The organism is Variovorax sp. PAMC26660 (genome assembly GCF_014302995.1).
In the GTDB taxonomy this organism is placed as follows: domain Bacteria; phylum Pseudomonadota; class Gammaproteobacteria; order Burkholderiales; family Burkholderiaceae_C; genus Variovorax.
On sequence record NZ_CP060295.1, the window covers coordinates 5,318,781 to 5,335,336 of the forward strand.

The 16,556-nt window shown below is 66.5% G+C and carries 15 protein-coding genes and 1 pseudogene; 10 read left to right on the forward strand and 6 right to left on the reverse strand.

Going from position 1 to position 16,556, the window contains the following annotated elements; genetic code table 11:
- The first annotated feature begins 36 nt into the window (after positions 1–36).
- Genes gcvA through H7F35_RS25100 form a run of 3 tightly spaced genes read left to right on the forward strand, consistent with a single transcriptional unit; the run spans position 37 to position 2,459 of the window.
- On the forward strand, positions 37–1,017 hold the full coding sequence (gene gcvA / locus H7F35_RS25090) for a transcriptional regulator GcvA (RefSeq protein ID WP_187109268.1): 981 nt from the start codon (positions 37–39) through the stop codon (positions 1,015–1,017).
- 57 nt (positions 1,018–1,074) lie between these two features.
- Positions 1,075–1,713, forward strand: coding sequence for a DUF1345 domain-containing protein (locus H7F35_RS25095; protein WP_187109269.1), 639 nt, complete (start codon positions 1,075–1,077; stop codon positions 1,711–1,713).
- A gap of 5 nt (positions 1,714–1,718) precedes the next feature.
- Positions 1,719–2,459 (forward strand): hypothetical protein, encoded by a 741-nt coding sequence (locus H7F35_RS25100; RefSeq protein WP_261803337.1) that lies wholly within the window; start codon positions 1,719–1,721, stop codon positions 2,457–2,459.
- 133 nt (positions 2,460–2,592) lie between these two features.
- On the opposite strand, the gene H7F35_RS25105 is transcribed toward H7F35_RS25100, so the two are convergent.
- A complete protein-coding gene (locus H7F35_RS25105) occupies positions 2,593–3,519 on the reverse strand; it encodes a LysR family transcriptional regulator (RefSeq protein WP_187109270.1) in 927 nt (308 codons plus the stop codon).
- 101 nt (positions 3,520–3,620) lie between these two features.
- Between H7F35_RS25105 and metE the strand changes: the two genes are divergently transcribed.
- Positions 3,621–5,966: a 5-methyltetrahydropteroyltriglutamate--homocysteine S-methyltransferase gene (gene metE, locus H7F35_RS25110; protein ID WP_187109271.1), complete on the forward strand. Its 2,346-nt coding sequence runs from the start codon at positions 3,621–3,623 to the stop codon at positions 5,964–5,966.
- Positions 5,967–6,007: 41 nt separating this feature from the next.
- On the forward strand, positions 6,008–6,862 hold the full coding sequence (locus H7F35_RS25115; protein WP_187109272.1) for a hypothetical protein: 855 nt from the start codon (positions 6,008–6,010) through the stop codon (positions 6,860–6,862).
- Here H7F35_RS25115 and H7F35_RS25120 read toward each other — a convergent pair.
- On the reverse strand, positions 6,804–8,318 hold the full coding sequence (locus H7F35_RS25120; RefSeq protein ID WP_187109273.1) for a short-chain fatty acyl-CoA regulator family protein: 1,515 nt from the start codon (positions 8,316–8,318) through the stop codon (positions 6,804–6,806). The two genes, H7F35_RS25115 and H7F35_RS25120, sit on opposite strands and share 59 nt — an antisense overlap.
- A gap of 290 nt (positions 8,319–8,608) precedes the next feature.
- On the opposite strand from H7F35_RS25120, the gene H7F35_RS25125 reads away from it, so the two are divergent.
- The 3 genes and pseudogenes from H7F35_RS25125 to H7F35_RS25130 all read left to right on the forward strand — a co-directional run bounded on the left by H7F35_RS25125 (position 8,609) and on the right by H7F35_RS25130 (position 10,282).
- Complete coding sequence (locus H7F35_RS25125; protein WP_261803709.1) at positions 8,609–9,529, forward strand: Bug family tripartite tricarboxylate transporter substrate binding protein; 921 nt, start codon at positions 8,609–8,611, stop codon at positions 9,527–9,529.
- A 48-nt stretch (positions 9,530–9,577) separates the two neighbouring features.
- Positions 9,578–9,765, forward strand: a pseudogene (locus tag H7F35_RS34865) (carboxyvinyl-carboxyphosphonate phosphorylmutase); the annotation flags it as partial.
- 163 nt (positions 9,766–9,928) lie between these two features.
- A complete protein-coding gene (locus H7F35_RS25130) occupies positions 9,929–10,282 on the forward strand; it encodes an alpha/beta hydrolase (protein WP_187109275.1) in 354 nt (117 codons plus the stop codon).
- 92 nt (positions 10,283–10,374) lie between these two features.
- Here the strand turns inward: H7F35_RS25130 and H7F35_RS25135 are convergent, their stop codons facing one another.
- Positions 10,375–10,950, reverse strand: coding sequence for a DNA-3-methyladenine glycosylase I (locus tag H7F35_RS25135; RefSeq protein ID WP_187109276.1), 576 nt, complete (start codon positions 10,948–10,950; stop codon positions 10,375–10,377).
- A gap of 58 nt (positions 10,951–11,008) precedes the next feature.
- Between H7F35_RS25135 and H7F35_RS25140 the strand changes: the two genes are divergently transcribed.
- A complete protein-coding gene (locus tag H7F35_RS25140) occupies positions 11,009–12,745 on the forward strand; it encodes a dipeptidase (protein ID WP_187109277.1) in 1,737 nt (578 codons plus the stop codon).
- Between the two features lie 68 nt (positions 12,746–12,813).
- On the opposite strand, the gene H7F35_RS25145 is transcribed toward H7F35_RS25140, so the two are convergent.
- Both H7F35_RS25145 and H7F35_RS25150 read right to left on the reverse strand, forming a co-directional pair.
- A complete protein-coding gene (locus H7F35_RS25145; protein WP_187109278.1) occupies positions 12,814–13,131 on the reverse strand; it encodes a chaperone modulator CbpM in 318 nt (105 codons plus the stop codon).
- Positions 13,132–13,133: 2 nt separating this feature from the next.
- A complete protein-coding gene (locus H7F35_RS25150; protein ID WP_187109279.1) occupies positions 13,134–14,096 on the reverse strand; it encodes a DnaJ C-terminal domain-containing protein in 963 nt (320 codons plus the stop codon).
- 208 nt (positions 14,097–14,304) lie between these two features.
- Between H7F35_RS25150 and H7F35_RS25155 the strand changes: the two genes are divergently transcribed.
- A complete protein-coding gene (locus H7F35_RS25155; RefSeq protein ID WP_187109280.1) occupies positions 14,305–15,906 on the forward strand; it encodes a purple acid phosphatase family protein in 1,602 nt (533 codons plus the stop codon).
- Here H7F35_RS25155 and H7F35_RS25160 read toward each other — a convergent pair.
- On the reverse strand, positions 15,903–16,553 hold the full coding sequence (locus tag H7F35_RS25160; RefSeq protein WP_187109281.1) for a histidine phosphatase family protein: 651 nt from the start codon (positions 16,551–16,553) through the stop codon (positions 15,903–15,905). The genes H7F35_RS25155 and H7F35_RS25160 overlap by 4 nt on opposite strands.
- Between the last annotated feature and the right edge of the window lie 3 nt (positions 16,554–16,556).

Sequence of the window (16,556 nt, forward strand, 5' to 3'; positions counted from 1 at the left end):
CCAGATTTTCTGCAAGTTTCAGATCAGATTAACTAAATGACTGAGCACCAATTGCCGCCGCTCAACGCGCTGCGCGCCTTCGAGGCGAGCGCGCGCCATCTCTCGGTCAAGAACGCGGCGGACGAGCTGAGCGTGACGCCCGGCGCAGTGAGCCAACTGATCAAGACACTGGAGTTGCATCTGGGCGTCGATCTCTTTCGCCGCGTGAACCGGGGCATCTTCCTGACCGATGCGGGGCAGGCCTACCTGCCGCCGGTGCGCAATGCATTCCGGCAGATCAGCGACGCCACGCGGCGTGTGGCCGTGCCGCCGGAGACGGGCATCCTCACCGTGAGCGCCACGCCGTTCTTTGCTTCCGCATGGCTCGTGCCGCGCCTGAAGTCATTCCAGGACGCGCATCCCGACATCGACCTGCAGGTGCTGACCAGCAGCGCGCTCGCCGATTTTTCGCGCGACGGCGTCGACGTCGCGATCCGCCATGGCCTGGGCCGCTATCCGGGCCTGAGCAGCCGGCGTCTGCTGACGGTGGAAATCGTGCCCGTCGCCGCGCCCGCGCTGGTCAAGAGCCTTGGCATACCCGCGACGCCGACCGATCTCACGCGCTGGCCGCGCGTGAACGATGCCGAGCGCAAGGGCTGGGCGCTGTGGTTCCAGGCGCAGGGCATCGAGGACGCAGGGCCCGCACGCGGCCCTTCTTTCGATGATTCCGGCCTGCTGCTGAAGTCGGTGCTCGCAGGGCAGGGCGCGGCGCTGCTGCCCCTGGCCGTGGTGGCTTCCGAGATTGCGGAAGGCCGGCTCGTGCAGCTTTCGGAGGTGACATGGCTCGAAGACTTCGCCTATTACCTCGTCTATCCGGAAAGCAGCGAGGCGCGGCCGAAAGTGGTGGCCTTTCGTGACTGGCTGCTCGAAGTTTCGCGCAATGCGCCCGCTGCCGTGCGCGCAAAGCGCGCTTCGTCAGGTAGCCGCAAGAGAAGTTCGCCGACATTCAAGGGCAAAGCCTCCGCGCCGTCGTCCTGACGATGCAGCTTTGCCGAACATTCCATGAAACTCCCACGACACCGATTTCTTCGCCAAATGGCCGTGCGGCCGCGGCTCTTCATTGCCGCGGCCATTGCCATCGTGGTCGGCGTGCTCCTGCCGTCGGCCCTCGACACACACCTCGTCACGCGCCTGCTGATCGCCTGGAACACGGGCGCATGCCTGTATGTGCTGCTCGCGGCAACCATGATGATCCGGTCCTCGCCGCAGCACATGCGCCACCGCGCCCAACTGCAGGACGAAGGGCAACTCGTCATCCTCGTGCTGGTGGTGGTGTCCGCCATCGCGAGCCTGGCGGCCATCGCGGCCGAACTCGCGGTGGTGAAAGACATGCACGGCCTGGAGAAGATCGCGCACATCACGCTCGCGGGCTTGACGGTGATGTCGTCGTGGGCCTTCACGCAGGTCATGTTCACGCTGCACTATGCGCACGACTACTACGCTGCGAAGTGCCACGGGCAGAAGCCCGGCATCCAGTTTCCGGACGACGAGCCGCCGCTGTATGGCGACTTCTTCTACTTCTCGGCGGTGATCGGCACGTCGGGGCAGACGGCGGATGTGTCCTTCGTTTCCCGGCCAATGCGGCGCATCGGCTCGGTCCACTGCATCCTGGCGTATCTCTTCAACACGACGGTGCTGGCCTTGCTCATCAACATCGGCGCGAGCATGTTTTGAACGCCATGCCCTGCCGTCGATTCGCCTGCCTCTTCGCCGCCGCCGTCGTGCCGTGTCTTGCGCCGGCCGCCTGGGCCGACGATGACGTGCCCGAGCTGCCGTTCAAGCTCACCATCGGCGCCTACCGGGTGTCCGGTGGCGGCCTGCCCTCGGGGCCGGGGCTCGACATGAACCTGCGCTACACGTACGGCGATGGCAATGTCTGGGTCGGCTGGTTCCGCTCGCCGGTGCTCGACTTCGCCCAGCCCCGCGTGGGGTGGGACCACACCTTCACGCTGGGGCCGGTGCGGCTGCTGCCGTCGCTGCAGGCCGCTTCGGGCGGCTTCGTGGGAGGCAGCCTGGCGGTGGAGACGGGCGACAGCTGGTTCGTCGGCACGGGGCTGGGGCGCACGAACCTTCGCAACTACGCCAACCTCAACTTCGACCCCAACGACTCGTACACGGTCTATGGTGGCTACAAGTGGCCGGACGGTACGGCGCTGTCGCTCTCGCTGATCCGCGACAACCGCATGAACCCCGACCAGCAGGACGTGCACCTTGTCTACCGCGTGCCCTTGCCCGATCGCCAGCGCCTGACCGTCGACCTGCTGGCCAAGCAGGGCACGGTGGATGGCCAGTTCATCCGCCGCACCGGCCTGACCGTCACCTACGACTGGCCGCGCTGGTTCGTTCGCGCGGCCTACGACCCGAAGGTGAATTTCACGCCGCAGAACATGGTGCGGCTGTCGGTCGGCACGCGGTTCTAGTGTTTCCCCCCCCCACTGGGGGAGGGTAGGGTGGGGGCTCGACGGCCGCTCCAAAAGCGCGGCGCTTCATTCAAGGCCTGCCCCCATCCCAACCTTCCCCGGAAGGGGAAGGAGCAAAGCCGAAATCGAAGCCCTACAGCAGCTCGATGCCCGGCAGGCTCTTGAAGCAGCTTTCGCGCGTGACGTGCACGAAGTCCGCGAGCCACGGCTGACCTGACGTCGCCTGCGTGCAGGCCATGTAGAGCCGCCCCGTCAGCCCCTTGGCTCCCACGCGGCGCGCCGTGACATAGCCTCGGTCCAGGTAGTTCTGCACCGCCCAAAGCGGCAGCGTCGCCACGCCGCGCCCGCTGGCCACCAGTTGCAGCATCGCCACGGTGAGTTCGGTGGTTCGCCGGTGCGCGGGCTCCACGCCAGCCGGTGCCAGCACCTGCCGCACGATGTCGAGCATGTCGTCGGGCACGGGGTAGGTGATGAGCGTCTGGTCGGCGAAGTGCCGTGCCGTGAGGTGCGCCTTGGCCGTCAGCGGATGGTCGTTGGCCAGCAGCGCCATGATCTCGAAGCGGAACAGCGCGTGGTAGTCGACCGTTTCGTCGGGGTCCTGCTCGGACACGATCGCCACTTCGGCTCGGTTCTGCATCACCAGCGCAATCGGGTCGGGGTGGAAGCCCGAGACGATGTCGAGTTCGATCTCGGGCCAGCGCTGGCGAAAGGCATCCATCGCCGGCATCAGCCAGTCGAAACAGGTGTGGCACTCGACCACGATGCGCAGTTGCCCGCTGCGGCCCAGTGCAAGCCGCGCCACGTCGCGCTCGGCTTCCTCGATCAACGGCAGGGCGGTGTCGGCCAATTGCAGCAGCCGCAGCCCAGTGGTGCTGAACTGCGGCGGCACCGACTTGCGCTCGAAGAGCTGCGCGCCATAGCGGTCTTCGAGCAGCTTGATCTGGTGCGACAGCGCCGACTGCGTGAGGTTCAGCAACTGCGCGGCGCGTACGAGGCTGCCGGTGTCGCGCAATGCGATGAGCGTGCGCAGGTGGCGTATTTCAAGGATCGACTGCAACATGAAAATGATTCAAGCGAATGGGCAAAAGGTTTCGTTTGAATCATATGCCTCAAACGCCGACCATCGCAGATTCCCAAGATCAGCGACCGGATTACCTGCAAATGACCACCCGTACCCACACCCTCGGCTTTCCGCGCATGGGCGCCAACCGGGAACTCAAGTTCGCCCTCGAAAAGCACTGGCGCGGCGAGATCGACCGCACCGCACTCGAAGCCGTCGGCGAGACGCTGCGTGCGCGCCATTGGCAGGCCCAACGCGACGCGGGGCTCGACTTCGTGACCGTGGGCGACTTCGCCTGCTACGACCAGGTCGCCAATCACATCCAGCTGCTCGGCTGCGAGCCGGCACGCTTCGACTTCAAGGGTGACGAACCCGAACTTTCGCGTTACTTCAAGATGGCGCGCGGCGTGGAAGACGAGGTGGGTCATGTGCACGACGCCAGTTGCAACCACGGGACCGAAGGCACCTTCGCGCTGGAAATGACCAAGTGGTTCGACACCAATTACCACTACCTCGTGCCTGAGTTCAAGGCCGACACGCAGTTCAAGCTCGCGTCGTCGCGTCTGTTCGACGAAGTGGCGCAGGCGCAGCAGGCCGGGCACGCGGTCAAGGCCGTGCTGCTCGGGCCGCTGAGCTTCCTGTACCTGGGCAAGGAAAAGGAAGCGGGCTTCGACCGCTTCTCGCTGCTCGATGCGCTGCTGCCCGTTTATGAACAGGTGCTCGCACGGCTGAAGCAGCAAGGCGTGGAATGGGTGCAGATCGACGAACCCATCCTCGGCCTGGACCTGCCTGAAGCCTGGCGCAATGCCTTCGAGCGTGCCTACTGGCAGCTCGCCCGCAGTGCGCCCAAGCTGCTGCTGGCCACGTACTTCTCGCCGTTGTCCGACAACCTGCGCCTGGCTTGCCAGTTGCCGGTGGCGGGCCTGCATGTGGACGCGGTGCGCTCGCCGCAGGAACTGACTGGCGTGGCGGACTGGCTGCCGGCGCACAAGGTGCTGTCGGTGGGAGTGGTCGATGGCCGCAACATCTGGCGCACCGACGTCGATGCGGCGTTGGCCAAGCTCAAGCCCGTCGCGGAAAAGCACAAGGGCGAACTCTGGATCGCACCGTCGTGCTCGCTGCTGCACGTGCCATTCAGCCTTGCGGCCGAAACGAAGCTCGACACCGAGCTGAAGTCGTGGCTCGCCTTCGCGATCGAAAAGCTCGATGAACTGCGCGTGCTGCGGGCGGTGGTCGATGGCAATGAAGCCGCGGTTGCCGGCGAGTTGGCCGTGAGCCGCGCGGCGGTGGCTGCGCGCCGCGCCAGCCCGCGCGTGCACCGTGCCGAAGTGGCGCTGCGCCTGGCGCGCAGCGTGGCCGGTGACGACGCCCGCGGGTCGGCCTTTCCGCTGCGCCAGCAGGTGCAGCGCACGCGCTTTGCGCTGCCTTCACTGCCCACCACCACCATCGGTTCGTTCCCGCAGACCTCGGACATCCGCGCCGCGCGTGCCGCCTTCAAGCGCGGCGAGCTCGATGCCGCCGGCTACCGCGAGAAGATGCGTGCCGAGATCGCACTCGCCGTGCGCAAGCAGGAAGAACTGGGCATCGACGTGCTGGTGCACGGCGAAGCCGAGCGCAACGACATGGTCGAGTACTTCGGCGAACAGCTCGACGGCTTTGCTTTCACCGCCAACGGCTGGGTGCAGTCTTACGGCTCGCGCTGCGTCAAGCCGCCGGTGATCTTCGGCGACGTCGCGCGCCCCACGGCGATGACGGTCGAATGGACGGCCTACGCGCAGAGCCTGACCAAGCTGCCGATGAAGGGCATGCTGACCGGCCCGGTCACCATCCTGCAGTGGTCCTTTGTGCGCGACGACCAGCCGCGCGCCACCACCTGCGAGCAGATCGCCTGGGCGATCCGCGATGAAGTGGTGGACCTCGAAGGCGCCGGCATCGGCATCATCCAGATCGACGAGCCTGCCATCCGCGAAGGTTTGCCGCTGCGCCGCGCCGGCTGGCCCGCGTACCTGGCGTCGGCCACGCGCGCCTTCCGCATCAGCGCCTCGGGCGTGCGCGACGAGACGCAGATCCACACGCACATGTGCTATTCGGAGTTCAACGACATCCTGCCGGAGATCGCGGCGATGGATGCCGACGTGATCACCATCGAGACCAGCCGCTCCGACATGGAGCTGCTGCGCGGCTTTGGTGGCGAGAGCAACTCGGGCGGCTTTCGCTACCCGAACGAGATCGGCCCGGGCGTGTACGACATCCATTCGCCGCGCGTGCCATCGGTCGACGAAATTGTTCGCCTGATGCGCAAGGCCGCCGGCGTGGTGCCGCACGAGAACCTCTGGATCAACCCGGACTGCGGCCTGAAGACCCGTGGCTGGCCCGAGACCGAAGCCGCGCTGTCGAACATGGTCACGGCCGCGAAGCTGCTGCGCAAGGAACTGGCGTCGGCCTGACGTGAAGCCGGGGGAATGCGGGGCGGGCCAATAATGGCGCCATGCATTCCCCGAACCGCCTGTCTCCGTTCCGTTTCTCCCTGTTGCTTCTGTTGCTGCTGACCCCCTTGATGGGGTGGGCGCAGGACCGCGCGCAAACCCTGCTCCAATTCGAGGGCGTGCCGGCGCGCTACCAGGCTTTCTACGGGCCAGGTGCCGTGGTGCGCGGTGCGCGCGAGCAGTTGGACCCGGACGACCTGGCCATCGCGGACAAGGCGCTCAAGGCGCTGGATGTGGCCGCGACGCGTGCCTTCGACGTCAACGCATCGGTGGGCGCGATCCGGCAGGAAGTGGCGACGGCCGGCAAGGGCGGCGCCGCGCCGAGCCCACAAGTGCTGGCCGCGGTGGCCCGCCTTGCACAACTGCGCACCGACTACGCCGCGAAGAACGATGCCGGCAAATCCGAGTTCATCAACCAGCAGCTGGTCCGGCTGACCGATCCCGCGCGCGTCGAGCTGCTCGGGCGCATGGCCGTGGCCGAGATGCGCGAAGTCGACTTCTCGAATCAGCTGCTGCTGGCTGCGGTCGTGAAGCAACTGGCGCGCGGCAACGGCGGCCAGTTCACCTCGTTGCCGAACAGCACCCTCGATTCGGCCCTCGACACGCTGTGGTCGCGCGGCATCACCTCGACACATGCGCGCAACCTGCTGATCGTTGCGCGCGAGGTCGAACGACAGGTGACGCTGGTGTTGCTCGCCGCGCTGCCCGACGAAGACGTCGCGGCCCTGCTGGCCTGGCGCAACGACCCGCAGGCTGCCGCCGAACGCGAAGCGCTGCTGGGCACCTACCGCGCCGAAGTCAAGGCGAGCGGCGCGGTGGCGATCCGGACGATGCTGCGCGCCTGGCCGCGGTCTTGAGGCTGGCTGCCCGTGCGGTGCTGTGCTTGTCAGGCGCCGCGGCATAGGGCATGAAGCGGCTCTGGTTCTCGTCCACGTCGAGCGGCCGCCCCACGAACGGAAAGGCGCGCTGCGGACAGGTCTCGCGCTCGCACACCTTGCAGCCCGCACCGATGGGCGTGGGCACCTCCGGGTCGCGCAGGTCCATGCCCTTGGAGTAGACGAGCCGCGTGGCGTGGCTGATGTCGCAGCCCAGTCCGATCGAGAAGGTCTTGTTGGGTGAGCCGTAGCCGCGATAGCCGTGCGATACGGTGCGTGCGATCCACAGGTAGGCGCGGCCATCGGGCATGCGCGCGAGCTGCGTGAGCACGCGGCCCGGCTGCGCGAAGGCTTCGTACACGTTCCACAGCGGGCAGGTGCCGCCGGTTTTCGAGAAGTGGAAGTGCGTGGCCGACTGCCGTTTCGAGATGTTGCCCGCGCGGTCGACGCGAATCAGAAAGAAGGGCACGCCGCGCGCCTCGGGCCGCTGCAGCGAGCTGAGCCTGTGGCAGATGGTCTCGAAGCCCACGCCGAAGCGGCGCGCCAGCTGGTCGATGTCGTAGCGCAGGTGCTCGGCGGTTTCGAGGAATTCGCCGTAAGGCAACAGCAGCGCGGCGGCAAAGTAGTTGGCAAGCCCGATGCGAGCCAGCGAACGGGCCGTGTCGCTCGACAGTGGCGCGGCCGCCACCAGCTCGTCGAGCATGTCTGCGACCTCGAAGAAGGCCAACTGCGTGGCGAGCTGGAAGGCATGCTGGCCGGGCTCCAGATGAGGGGACAGGCGCAGCACGCGCGAGGCGGGGTCGAAGCGTCGCTGTGCGCCCGCGTCGCCGTCTTCCGCAGGCACCACGTGCACGCCGTGCGCTTCCAGCAGCCGGTGCGCGAGGCGGTCGCCGGGGTTGCCTTCACGCAGCTTCCATTGCGCAGCGAAGGCTTCGGCTGCTTCGTCGAGTGGCGCGATGTGGTTCTGGTGTGCGAAGAAGAAGTCGCGCACTTCCTCGAAGGGCATGGGCCGTGCCTGCGGCAGACGGGCGAGGTCGCCCCGGCCGTCGCCGAGTTCTCCGGCCAGGGCCTCGAGTTGCTCCATGGCGTCGCGATGGCGCTGGTGCAGCGCCACCAGCGCGCGGCCCACGGCGGGCATCTGCGTGGCGACCTCGCGCAGCTCGGCGAGCGCGACGGCGTCGCCCCCGGGGTTGTCGGCCAGTGCTTCGCGCAGGCTCGCGATGAGGCGCGCTTCTTCGTCTTCCGAGAAGGCCTGGATGTCGACGCCCAGCGTGGCATGCAGGCGCAGCAGCACCGGCACGGTGAGCGGTCGCTGGTTCTGCTCGATCTGGTTCAGGTAGCTGGGCGACAGGCCGAGCTGCTGCGCGAGCGCGAGCTGGCTCAGGCCGCGCTCTTCGCGCAGGCTTCGCAGGCGGACGCCCATGAAGGTCTTTTTCATCGTTCGATCCTGTGTTCGAATTTGATTCGCAAAATTCGCAAACCTGAGGGAAGTGCTTCGCAAGCATTTGCTGGATCAGGACTTCATTATGGGCAAGGTCTTGCGGAAATTGCGAATGATGCAAAGCGCAGCGATCGATGTCGCGCATTGGCGCTGCGAACGCCCTTGGACAAGTGCCGTGGCATCATGAAAAGGCCGGCTCGCCGTGCTTCTTCACAGCCACTAAAACACAGGAGAACAAGATGTTTCCCATCCGCTTTGCCTCGCTCGCCGTCGGGCTTGCAGTTTCGATGCTTGCCCAGGGCGCCGCTGCCCAGGCGTGGCCCACCAAGCCGATCCGGCTCGTCGTTCCTTTTTCCGCAGGCGGCGCCAATGATCTGATGGCACGCGCGGCAGCCGAGGGGGCGTCCAAGCAACTCGGCCAGCCGGTCATCGTCGACAACAAGCCCGGCGCCGGCGCGATCCTCGGTGCCGATGTGGTCGCCAAGAGCGCGCCCGATGGCTACACCTTCCTGGTGAGCGCGGCCGGCGTGGTGTCGAACAGCATGATCAAGAAGAGCATGCCGTACAAGGACGATGCGCTGGTGCCCGTGGCCATGATCGCGCTCGCGCCCTCGGTGATCGTGGTGCCGGCCAACGCGCCCTACAAAGATTTGAAGGAATTCGTCGCCGCATCGAAGAAGGCCGGCAGCGGCTTCCACTGGGCGACGGCTGGCACGGGCAGCACGCCGCATTTCGTCGAAGGCATCCTGGAGACGAAGTACGGCAGCAAGCTCGACGTGGTGCCCTACAAGAGCGGCTCGGAGTCGATCACTGCGGTGCTCGGCAGCCAGGTCGAGGCCACATCGGAAGCCAGCATTGTGGTGCTGCCGTACGTCAAGAGCGGCAAGCTGAAGGCGCTAGCGGGCACGTGGACGCAGCGCATTTCGGCCTACCCCGATCTGCCGACTGCGGCGGAAGAAGGCTTTCCTGAAATCCGCATCGCGCACTGGGCCGGCGTGCACGCACCGCGCGGCACGCCCGACGCGATCATGGACAAGATGGCCGCGGCGATCGACGCCGCAATGAAAGCGCCGGCCACCGTTGAACGCTTGAAAGGCATGGGCATCGAGCCCATCGGCGGTACGCGTGCGAGCTTCACCAGGTTCGTCGAGGAAGAGCGGGCACGGCTCGGTGGCGTGGTCAAGGCCACGGGCATGAAGGAAGACTGAGCGCTCGATGAGCGCAAGCAACGAACCACCCAAGAAGCGCCGAGCGACGGCTTCGTGCTCTGCGCCCATGCCGCATTGCAGGGCGCGGTCGCTGGCACGCAATGTGCATTGACTGTGCTGCGCGCGATGCCCATCGGCTGGACGAAGACCCGGCGCTGATAGCACCTTTGGCTCAAAGGCAGCGCCTGGTCGGCAAGCCTCTGCTTGACGATCTAGAGAAAAAGTATGCAAACTAGCAGCGTTTCTGGCGATTGAAGGGCACTTGAGTTAGCCACGTCAGAAAGTTCCCCGTCATTGTTTCAATTTCATGAACACTGCGATTCGATTAAATAGGGTTTTCCCTAGGAATCGTGGTGCAAACTTCAGGGCACCTCAAAGCCCAATCAAGAAGGAAATGAAATGAAGACCTCGAACATCCTCGCCGCTGCCGCCCTGTCCCTGCTCGCCGCCGCTGGCGCCCATGCAGAAACCTACGAAGGCGTGCATTCCGTGACTTCCGGCTACAGCCGCGCCGACGTGGCGCCCCAAGCTGTGGCAGCCGCCCGTGCCGGCAATGTGTACGGCGACAACGGCGGCGCTGCGTCGACCGCAACCCCCGTGCTGGCCGCTTCGGTTGACCGCGCCACCATCCGCAGCCAAGCTGTTGCCGCTGCACACGCACCGGGCCAGAACCTGCGCCCTGAAACCTTCGCTGGCAGCGTGATCCCCTCGCAAGCCAAGGGCCTGACCTTCACGCGTCAAGCCGGTCTGTAATTTGTCGCGGCGCAAGCCGCCTCAGGTCGCAAGCCAAAGAAAAACCGGACCCGGCGAAAGCTTGGTCCGGTTTTTCGTTTGGGGGACGGTATTTACTTGCGTTTGACGCCGTGCCGATGGCAATCGGCCGCATGGTCGTCCACGATGCCCGTGGCCTGCATCCACGCATAGACGATGACCGGCCCCACGAACTTGAAGCCGCGCTTCTTGAGCGCGGCCGACATTTCTTCCGACAGCGGCGTCTTCGTCGGCACACTCCCGGTGCGGTTGACGATGGGCTTGCCTCCCGCCATGCCCCAGACGAACGCCGAAAAATCTTCGCCCGCCGCCTGCATGGCGAGGTAGGCGCGCGCATTGCCGATGGTGGCCTCGATCTTCGAGCGCGAGCGCACGATGCCGGCGTCCAGCATCAGCCGGTCGACATCGGCGGCAGTGAACTTGACGATCTTCTCCGGCACGAAGCCCTTGAAGGCCTTGCGGAACGCATCGCGCTTGCGCAGGATGGTGAGCCACGACAGGCCGGCCTGGAAGCCGTCGAGCATCAGCTTTTCCCAGAGTGCGCGGCTGTCGTGTTCGGGCACGCCCCATTCGGCGTCGTGGTAGTCGGCCAGCAGCGGGTCGGTCTGGGCCCAGGCGCAGCGGATCTTGATGGGGCTTTGGGTGCTCATGGTTCGGTTCTTCGCTGGGCTATCGTTGGCGTGTTTTCAGAATGAGGGAGTCACCCTGATGCAGCAATTTCGTTTTTCATTGTCGGCCCTTTCGTTGGGCGTCGCGCTCGGCCTTGGTGCGCCCGCGTTCGCCGAAACGCTCAAGAAGCCCGCGCTCGACCAGCTCGCCACGGCATGGCAGGGCGGCAAGGCGCCTGCCGATTTCAACGCGTTCCTGGCGCAAGCCGCCAAGGCGAGTCCCGAGTTGCAGCCAGCCGTGGCGGCCTACCGCAGCAAGGCGCCGCTGGCCGGCGACGACCTCGTCAACATCGCGCGCCTGCTCGGCCTGTACAACCGCCTGCAGAACCAGCAGGCCGTGATCGCCAGCATCGGCGCCATGGTGGCGATTCCCACGGTGCGCAACGTGCAGGTGCCGCCGCATGAAAGCCCGCCGATCATCGCGTTCGGCAAGCTGGTCGAGAAGATGGCGGGCGATTTCGGATTGGCCTTCCGCAACGTCGACAACCGCATCTTCGAGGTCAGCCTGAAGGGCAAGGGCAGCGAGGAGTTCGGCATCCTCACGCACGCCGACGTGGTGCCCGCTGTGCTCTCCGAATGGGTGCTGGACGACGGCACGCGCCTGGACCCCTTCAAGATGACCCGCGTGGGCGACTACCTCTACGGCCGAGGCACCATCGACGACAAGGGCTCGATTGCCGCCGTGCTCTACGCCATGAAGGCGGTGAAGGACAGCGGCCTGCCCATCGACCGCAGCGTCCGCCTCATGATCGAGACCACCGAGGAAACCGGCGGCGATGCGATGGTGTACTACCGCACCAAGACGCAACTGCCGGCCTACAACATCGTGCTCGACAGCAAGTACCCGGCGGTCGTGGCCGAGAAGGGTTCGGGCGCGCTGAAGGTGCTGTTCCCCGCGGAGACCTTCGATGCTGCTTCGACCGCCATCACGGCGATGAGCGGTGCCGCATCGGCCAATGCCATCTCGCAGACCGCCACCGCCACACTCAAGGGCGGTGACCTCGCGGCCGTGGCCGCGAAGCTCGACGCGGCCAAGCCGGCCTTCTTGCAGAAGTACGAAGGGCAGGGCGGCAAGTTCTCCATCGACATGGCGCGCGGCGCCGACAGCATCGAGCTGAAGGTCACGGGTGTCTCGGCCCATGGCTCGCGGCCCGAAGAGGGCGTGAACCCGCTGCCGCGCCTTGCCTTGTTCCTGCAGGAGTCCGGCGTGCCACTGGCCGCCAACCACTACCTGAAGGCCGTGAGGTACATCGATGCGCTCTACGGCACCGGCTATCTTGGCGAGAAGATGGGCCTGGGCTACAAGGACGACTTCATGGGCCCGCTGACCTTCTCGCCCAATCTGATCCGCATGGGCAACGACGGCAAGCTCGAAGTCACAGTCAACGTGCGCATGCCACGTGGCCGCACGCCTGACGAGCTGAAAGCCCAGGTGGCTGAAAAGATCAACGGCTGGGCCGTGGCCAACCAGGTGAAGCTCGAGGTGAACCACGACCAGGGCAACTGGATGGCACGCGACCCCAAGGGCGCATGGCTCTCGACGCTGCTCGACATCTACGGCGACACCACGGGCCTTGAAGCCAAGCCCGTGCCCACGGCCGGCAGCACCACGGCCAAGCTGATGCCCAATGCGATCAACTTCGGTCCCGCGATGCCGGGCAAGAAGTACACGGCGCACAACGCCAAGGAATACAAGGAAGTCCCCGACCTCGACGCCGACATGCAGATGTTCACCGAGATGCTGGTGCGCATCGGCAACCTGCGGCAGATGCAATAGCGGCGGCGCTTGTGGTCTAGGGCCTGTTCACCCTACGCAAGCGTCCCCTTGCGTAGGGTGAACATGCCCTAGCGCAGGCCGCGCGCCTGCAGCATGCTCTTGAGCCGCCGCACTTCGTGCTGCAGATCGAGGATCAGCGCGGCCGCATCGAGGCCCACGCCGAAGTCGCGCTCCAGCCGGCGCGCTTCGAGCGCATGCTGAAGGTCGGCGCTGGAGAACTGCCAGTGCTCGGGTTGTGCGTCGGCGGTCGTGACCTGCACGATGCCGACCTCGACCAGTTGCACCACCCAGGCGGTGTCGGCGCCGACGGCATGGGCCAGCTCGCTCAGTGCGAGCGGTTGCGAGGCGCTGATGGCGGTGGCGGTTGTGACGGTGAAATTCGCCATGCTCAGACTCCCAGATGCTGGCGTGGGTTGAACGATGCCGTGGCCTGCGCCAGTTGCTCGTAGGCCTTGCGCGCTTCGTCGCCGTCGGCGGGCGGCAGCGCGATGTCGAGCAGCAGGTACAGGTCGCCGGGCGTCTTGCCCGCGATGCCACGGCCCTTGAGCCGCAGCTTCAGGCCATTGCGCGCGTTGCGCGGCACGGTCACCTCGACCACGCCGCCGGTCGGTGTCGGCACTTGCACCTGCGCGCCCAGCGCGGCTTCGGTCGGCGTGACGGGCAGCGTCATGTAGAGGTCGCGTTCTTCCACGCGATAGAGCTTGTGCGGTGTGAGGCGCACTTCGAGGTACAGGTCGCCGGCCGCTTCGCCGCCGTGGCCGGGCATGCCCTGGCCCGCGAGGCGAATGAACTGCCCCGGATGCACGCCGGGCGGAATCTTCACACTGAGCGTGCGGTTCTCCAATTGCGGACGACCCTGCGCGTCGAGCGTTTGCGCGCGCAGCGTGATCTCGCGCTCGGCGCCATTGAGCGCATCTTCGAGCGTGATCTCGATGGCCGCATGGTGGTCTTCGCCGCGTGCCCGGTAGTTCTGCCGCGTGGCGCCGCGCCGCTCGGCCTCGCCGAACACCGAGGAAAAGAACTCGCTGAAATCCGCGTGGTCGGCCGGCCCCTGGCGCGGACCGCGATGAAACTCGTAACCCGCGTCCCAGCCGGGCGGCGGCTGGAAGTCGCCTTCCGGGTGACCGCCGCGCGCGACGCGGTCGGCCAATGCGTCGTAGGCTGCGCGCTTTTCCTTGTCGCCCAGCACATCCTTGGCCTCGTTGATGTCACGCATGCGCTTCTCGGCGTCGGGCTCCTTGCTGACGTCGGGGTGGTACTTGCGGGCGAGTTTTCTGTAGGCCTTGCGCACCTCGTCGTCCGACGCGGTGCGCTCGATGCCGAGGGCGCTGTAGTAGTCCTTGAATTCCATGGTGCAGCGTTGGTTACCGTGTTTCTTGGGGTTTCAGGACCATTTTGGGACTCAGCGGCAGCATACAAGGACGCTGCCTGCCGCGTCCTGACTCGAGCGAAGGGGCTTGTGCCCATCCTGAGCGATCCGCGAGACCTCCCACGGAGCAACACCACTGTCACGCGGCGCGGCTAGCGTGACGTGCTTCTGTGCACAACAACACCCCCACATGACAGAACCAGACAACGAACACGGCCTCGACCTCAACCGCCGCAGGCTCCTGGCCGCCGCGGGAATCGGCACGGGGGCGTTGCTGACGACCCTGCGCGCTGGCGCCGAAGAGACCCGGGCGCCCGCCACGACCCGCACCGCTGCGGCCGACCCGGTCACCACACCGCCGGTGACGGGCCTGCATCTGCAGTTCGGCGCCGATGCCTCGGCGCAGATGGTGGTGTCCTGGCACACGCTGCAGCCGGTGCGGCAGCCGCGCGTGCTGATCGGTCGGCCCGACGGCAAGCTGGAGAAAACGGTGGCCGCCAGCCCTGCGAGCTATGTCGATGGCAAGTCGGGGCAGACCGTGCATGCCCATCACGCCAAGGTCGATGGCCTGAAGGCGGATACGGCATACCTCTACGCCGCGCTGCATGAGGGCGCGGAGCCGCAATTCGGCACCTTCCGCACCGCGCCGCGCGGGCGCCGGCCCTTCAGCTTCACCAGCTTCGGCGATCAGGGCACGCCCACCCTCGGCAAGATCTTCACGCCGCCCGCCGGCGTGACGTTGCCGCGCACCGTGTACGTCAACGACAACCTCGGCGCGCCCGCGGCCGGCGACACCACGCTGGGCGTGGAACGGCTGCGCCCGCTGTTTCACCTCTTCAATGGCGACCTGTGCTACGCCAACCTCGCCCAGGACCGGGTGCGCACCTGGTGGGACTTCTGGAACAACAACACGCGCAGCGCCCGCAACCGTCCGTGGATGCCGTCGCCTGGCAATCACGAGAATGAGTTGGGCAACGGGCCGATCGGCTACCAGGCCTATCAGACGTACTTCTCGCTGCCTCCGGCCGAAGGCCAGACTGACGCGACGCGCGGCCTGTGGTATTCCTTCACCGTCGGTTCGATGCGTGTGGTGGCCATCGCCAATGATGATGTCACCTACCAGGACGCCGGCGACTCCTACGTGCGCGGCTATTCCAGCGGCGCCCAGAAGGCGTGGCTGCAGAAGGAGCTGGCGGCGGCCCGTGCCGACAAGTCGATCGACTGGCTGGTGGTGTGCATGCACCAGGTCGCCATTTCCACCGCCGACGAGGCCAATGGTGCCGACCTCGGCATTCGCGAGGAATGGCTGCCGCTGTTCGACACCTACGGCGTCGACCTGGTGGTGTGCGGGCACGAACATCACTACGAGCGCTCACACCCCATCCGCGGGCGACAGGCCAACACCACGTTGACGCCCATTCCCATGGCCACCGGCACCGAGGTCATCGACACCACGCAGGGCACGGTGCACATGGTGATCGGTGGCGGCGGCACGTCTGCGCCCTCCAACCAGCTGTTCTTCAATCCGCCGTGCTGCCGGGTGATTACCGGCGTCGGTGAGCGCAGTGCCGTCACCGGCAAGCGAGCGCCAATCTATGTGACGGAGGATGCGCCCTGGTCGGCCGTGCGCAATGCCGCACGCTCCTATGGTTTCGCCGCCTTCGACCTCGATCCGGGCAAGCACCCTGGCGACTTCACCACTATCCAGGTGACCTACTACGACGTGGTGGGGCTGGACGGACAGATTTCGCCCTTCGAGCGCTTCACGCTGCGCCGCCCCCGGCGCGACTAGGCCAGCGCTGAGCCCTCATCGTCGGCATGCCGCAACAGCGGCGTGACGCCCCAGGCGGAGCCGTCGCGTTCAAAACGCAATGGCTGCGCGTTGCCGAGCAGCTCGAAATCGATGGGCACACCCAGCAGCGCGGCCAGCGCATAGAGCGTGCCGCCGTGCGCCACCACCAGCACCGGTGCGGGCTGTTGCTGCAGCGCTGCGTCGAGCGCGGCCCGCTTGCGGGCGACGAACTGCGTCAGCGTCTCGCCGCCTTCGGGTTCGCAGGCCCAGTCGATGTTGGCGGACGACGTGCCGATCAACGCGCCGAAGTTGCGCTCGCGCAGCGCGGCCTGCGGGGTCGGCACGAGCTTGAGCGTTGCGCCCACCGTGTGCGCGGTGTCGCGGGCGCGCCGCGCATCGCTGCAGACGATGGTGCGGATCGGCTCGCCCGCCAGCAGGCCCGCGGCACGTGCGGCCTGCTGCAGGCCGAGTTCGCTGAGCGGCTCGTCCACGTCCTGGAAGATGCGCTGTGCATTGCGGCCGGTCTGGCCGTGGCGCAGGAAGTAGAAGTGGTCGCAGGCCGGCGACAGCGGCTGCGCCGCCGCGATCTGCACCAGCTGGTCGAGACCGCCGGCGGCGGTGTGAGAGGGCGTGGTCTGTGGTGACATGGC

What these genes read in the sequence shown, in the direction of transcription:
- metE (WP_187109271.1), top strand. Translation starts at nt 3,621, where the DNA reads ATGACCACCCGTACCCACACCCTCGGCTTTCCGCGCATGGGCGCCAAC.
- H7F35_RS25125 (WP_261803709.1), top strand. Translation starts at nt 8,609, where the DNA reads ATGCTTGCCCAGGGCGCCGCTGCCCAGGCGTGGCCCACCAAGCCGATC.
- H7F35_RS25150 (WP_187109279.1), bottom strand. Translation starts at nt 14,096, where the DNA reads ATGGAATTCAAGGACTACTACAGCGCCCTCGGCATCGAGCGCACCGCG.
- H7F35_RS25155 (WP_187109280.1), top strand. Translation starts at nt 14,305, where the DNA reads ATGACAGAACCAGACAACGAACACGGCCTCGACCTCAACCGCCGCAGG.
- H7F35_RS25105 (WP_187109270.1), bottom strand. Translation starts at nt 3,519, where the DNA reads ATGTTGCAGTCGATCCTTGAAATACGCCACCTGCGCACGCTCATCGCA.
- H7F35_RS25160 (WP_187109281.1), bottom strand. Translation starts at nt 16,553, where the DNA reads ATGTCACCACAGACCACGCCCTCTCACACCGCCGCCGGCGGTCTCGAC.
- gcvA (WP_187109268.1), top strand. Translation starts at nt 37, where the DNA reads ATGACTGAGCACCAATTGCCGCCGCTCAACGCGCTGCGCGCCTTCGAG.
- H7F35_RS25120 (WP_187109273.1), bottom strand. Translation starts at nt 8,318, where the DNA reads ATGAAAAAGACCTTCATGGGCGTCCGCCTGCGAAGCCTGCGCGAAGAG.
- H7F35_RS25145 (WP_187109278.1), bottom strand. Translation starts at nt 13,131, where the DNA reads ATGGCGAATTTCACCGTCACAACCGCCACCGCCATCAGCGCCTCGCAA.
- H7F35_RS25100 (WP_261803337.1), top strand. Translation starts at nt 1,719, where the DNA reads ATGCCCTGCCGTCGATTCGCCTGCCTCTTCGCCGCCGCCGTCGTGCCG.
- H7F35_RS25095 (WP_187109269.1), top strand. Translation starts at nt 1,075, where the DNA reads ATGGCCGTGCGGCCGCGGCTCTTCATTGCCGCGGCCATTGCCATCGTG.
- H7F35_RS25135 (WP_187109276.1), bottom strand. Translation starts at nt 10,950, where the DNA reads ATGAGCACCCAAAGCCCCATCAAGATCCGCTGCGCCTGGGCCCAGACC.
- H7F35_RS25140 (WP_187109277.1), top strand. Translation starts at nt 11,009, where the DNA reads ATGCAGCAATTTCGTTTTTCATTGTCGGCCCTTTCGTTGGGCGTCGCG.
- H7F35_RS25130 (WP_187109275.1), top strand. Translation starts at nt 9,929, where the DNA reads ATGAAGACCTCGAACATCCTCGCCGCTGCCGCCCTGTCCCTGCTCGCC.
- H7F35_RS25115 (WP_187109272.1), top strand. Translation starts at nt 6,008, where the DNA reads ATGCATTCCCCGAACCGCCTGTCTCCGTTCCGTTTCTCCCTGTTGCTT.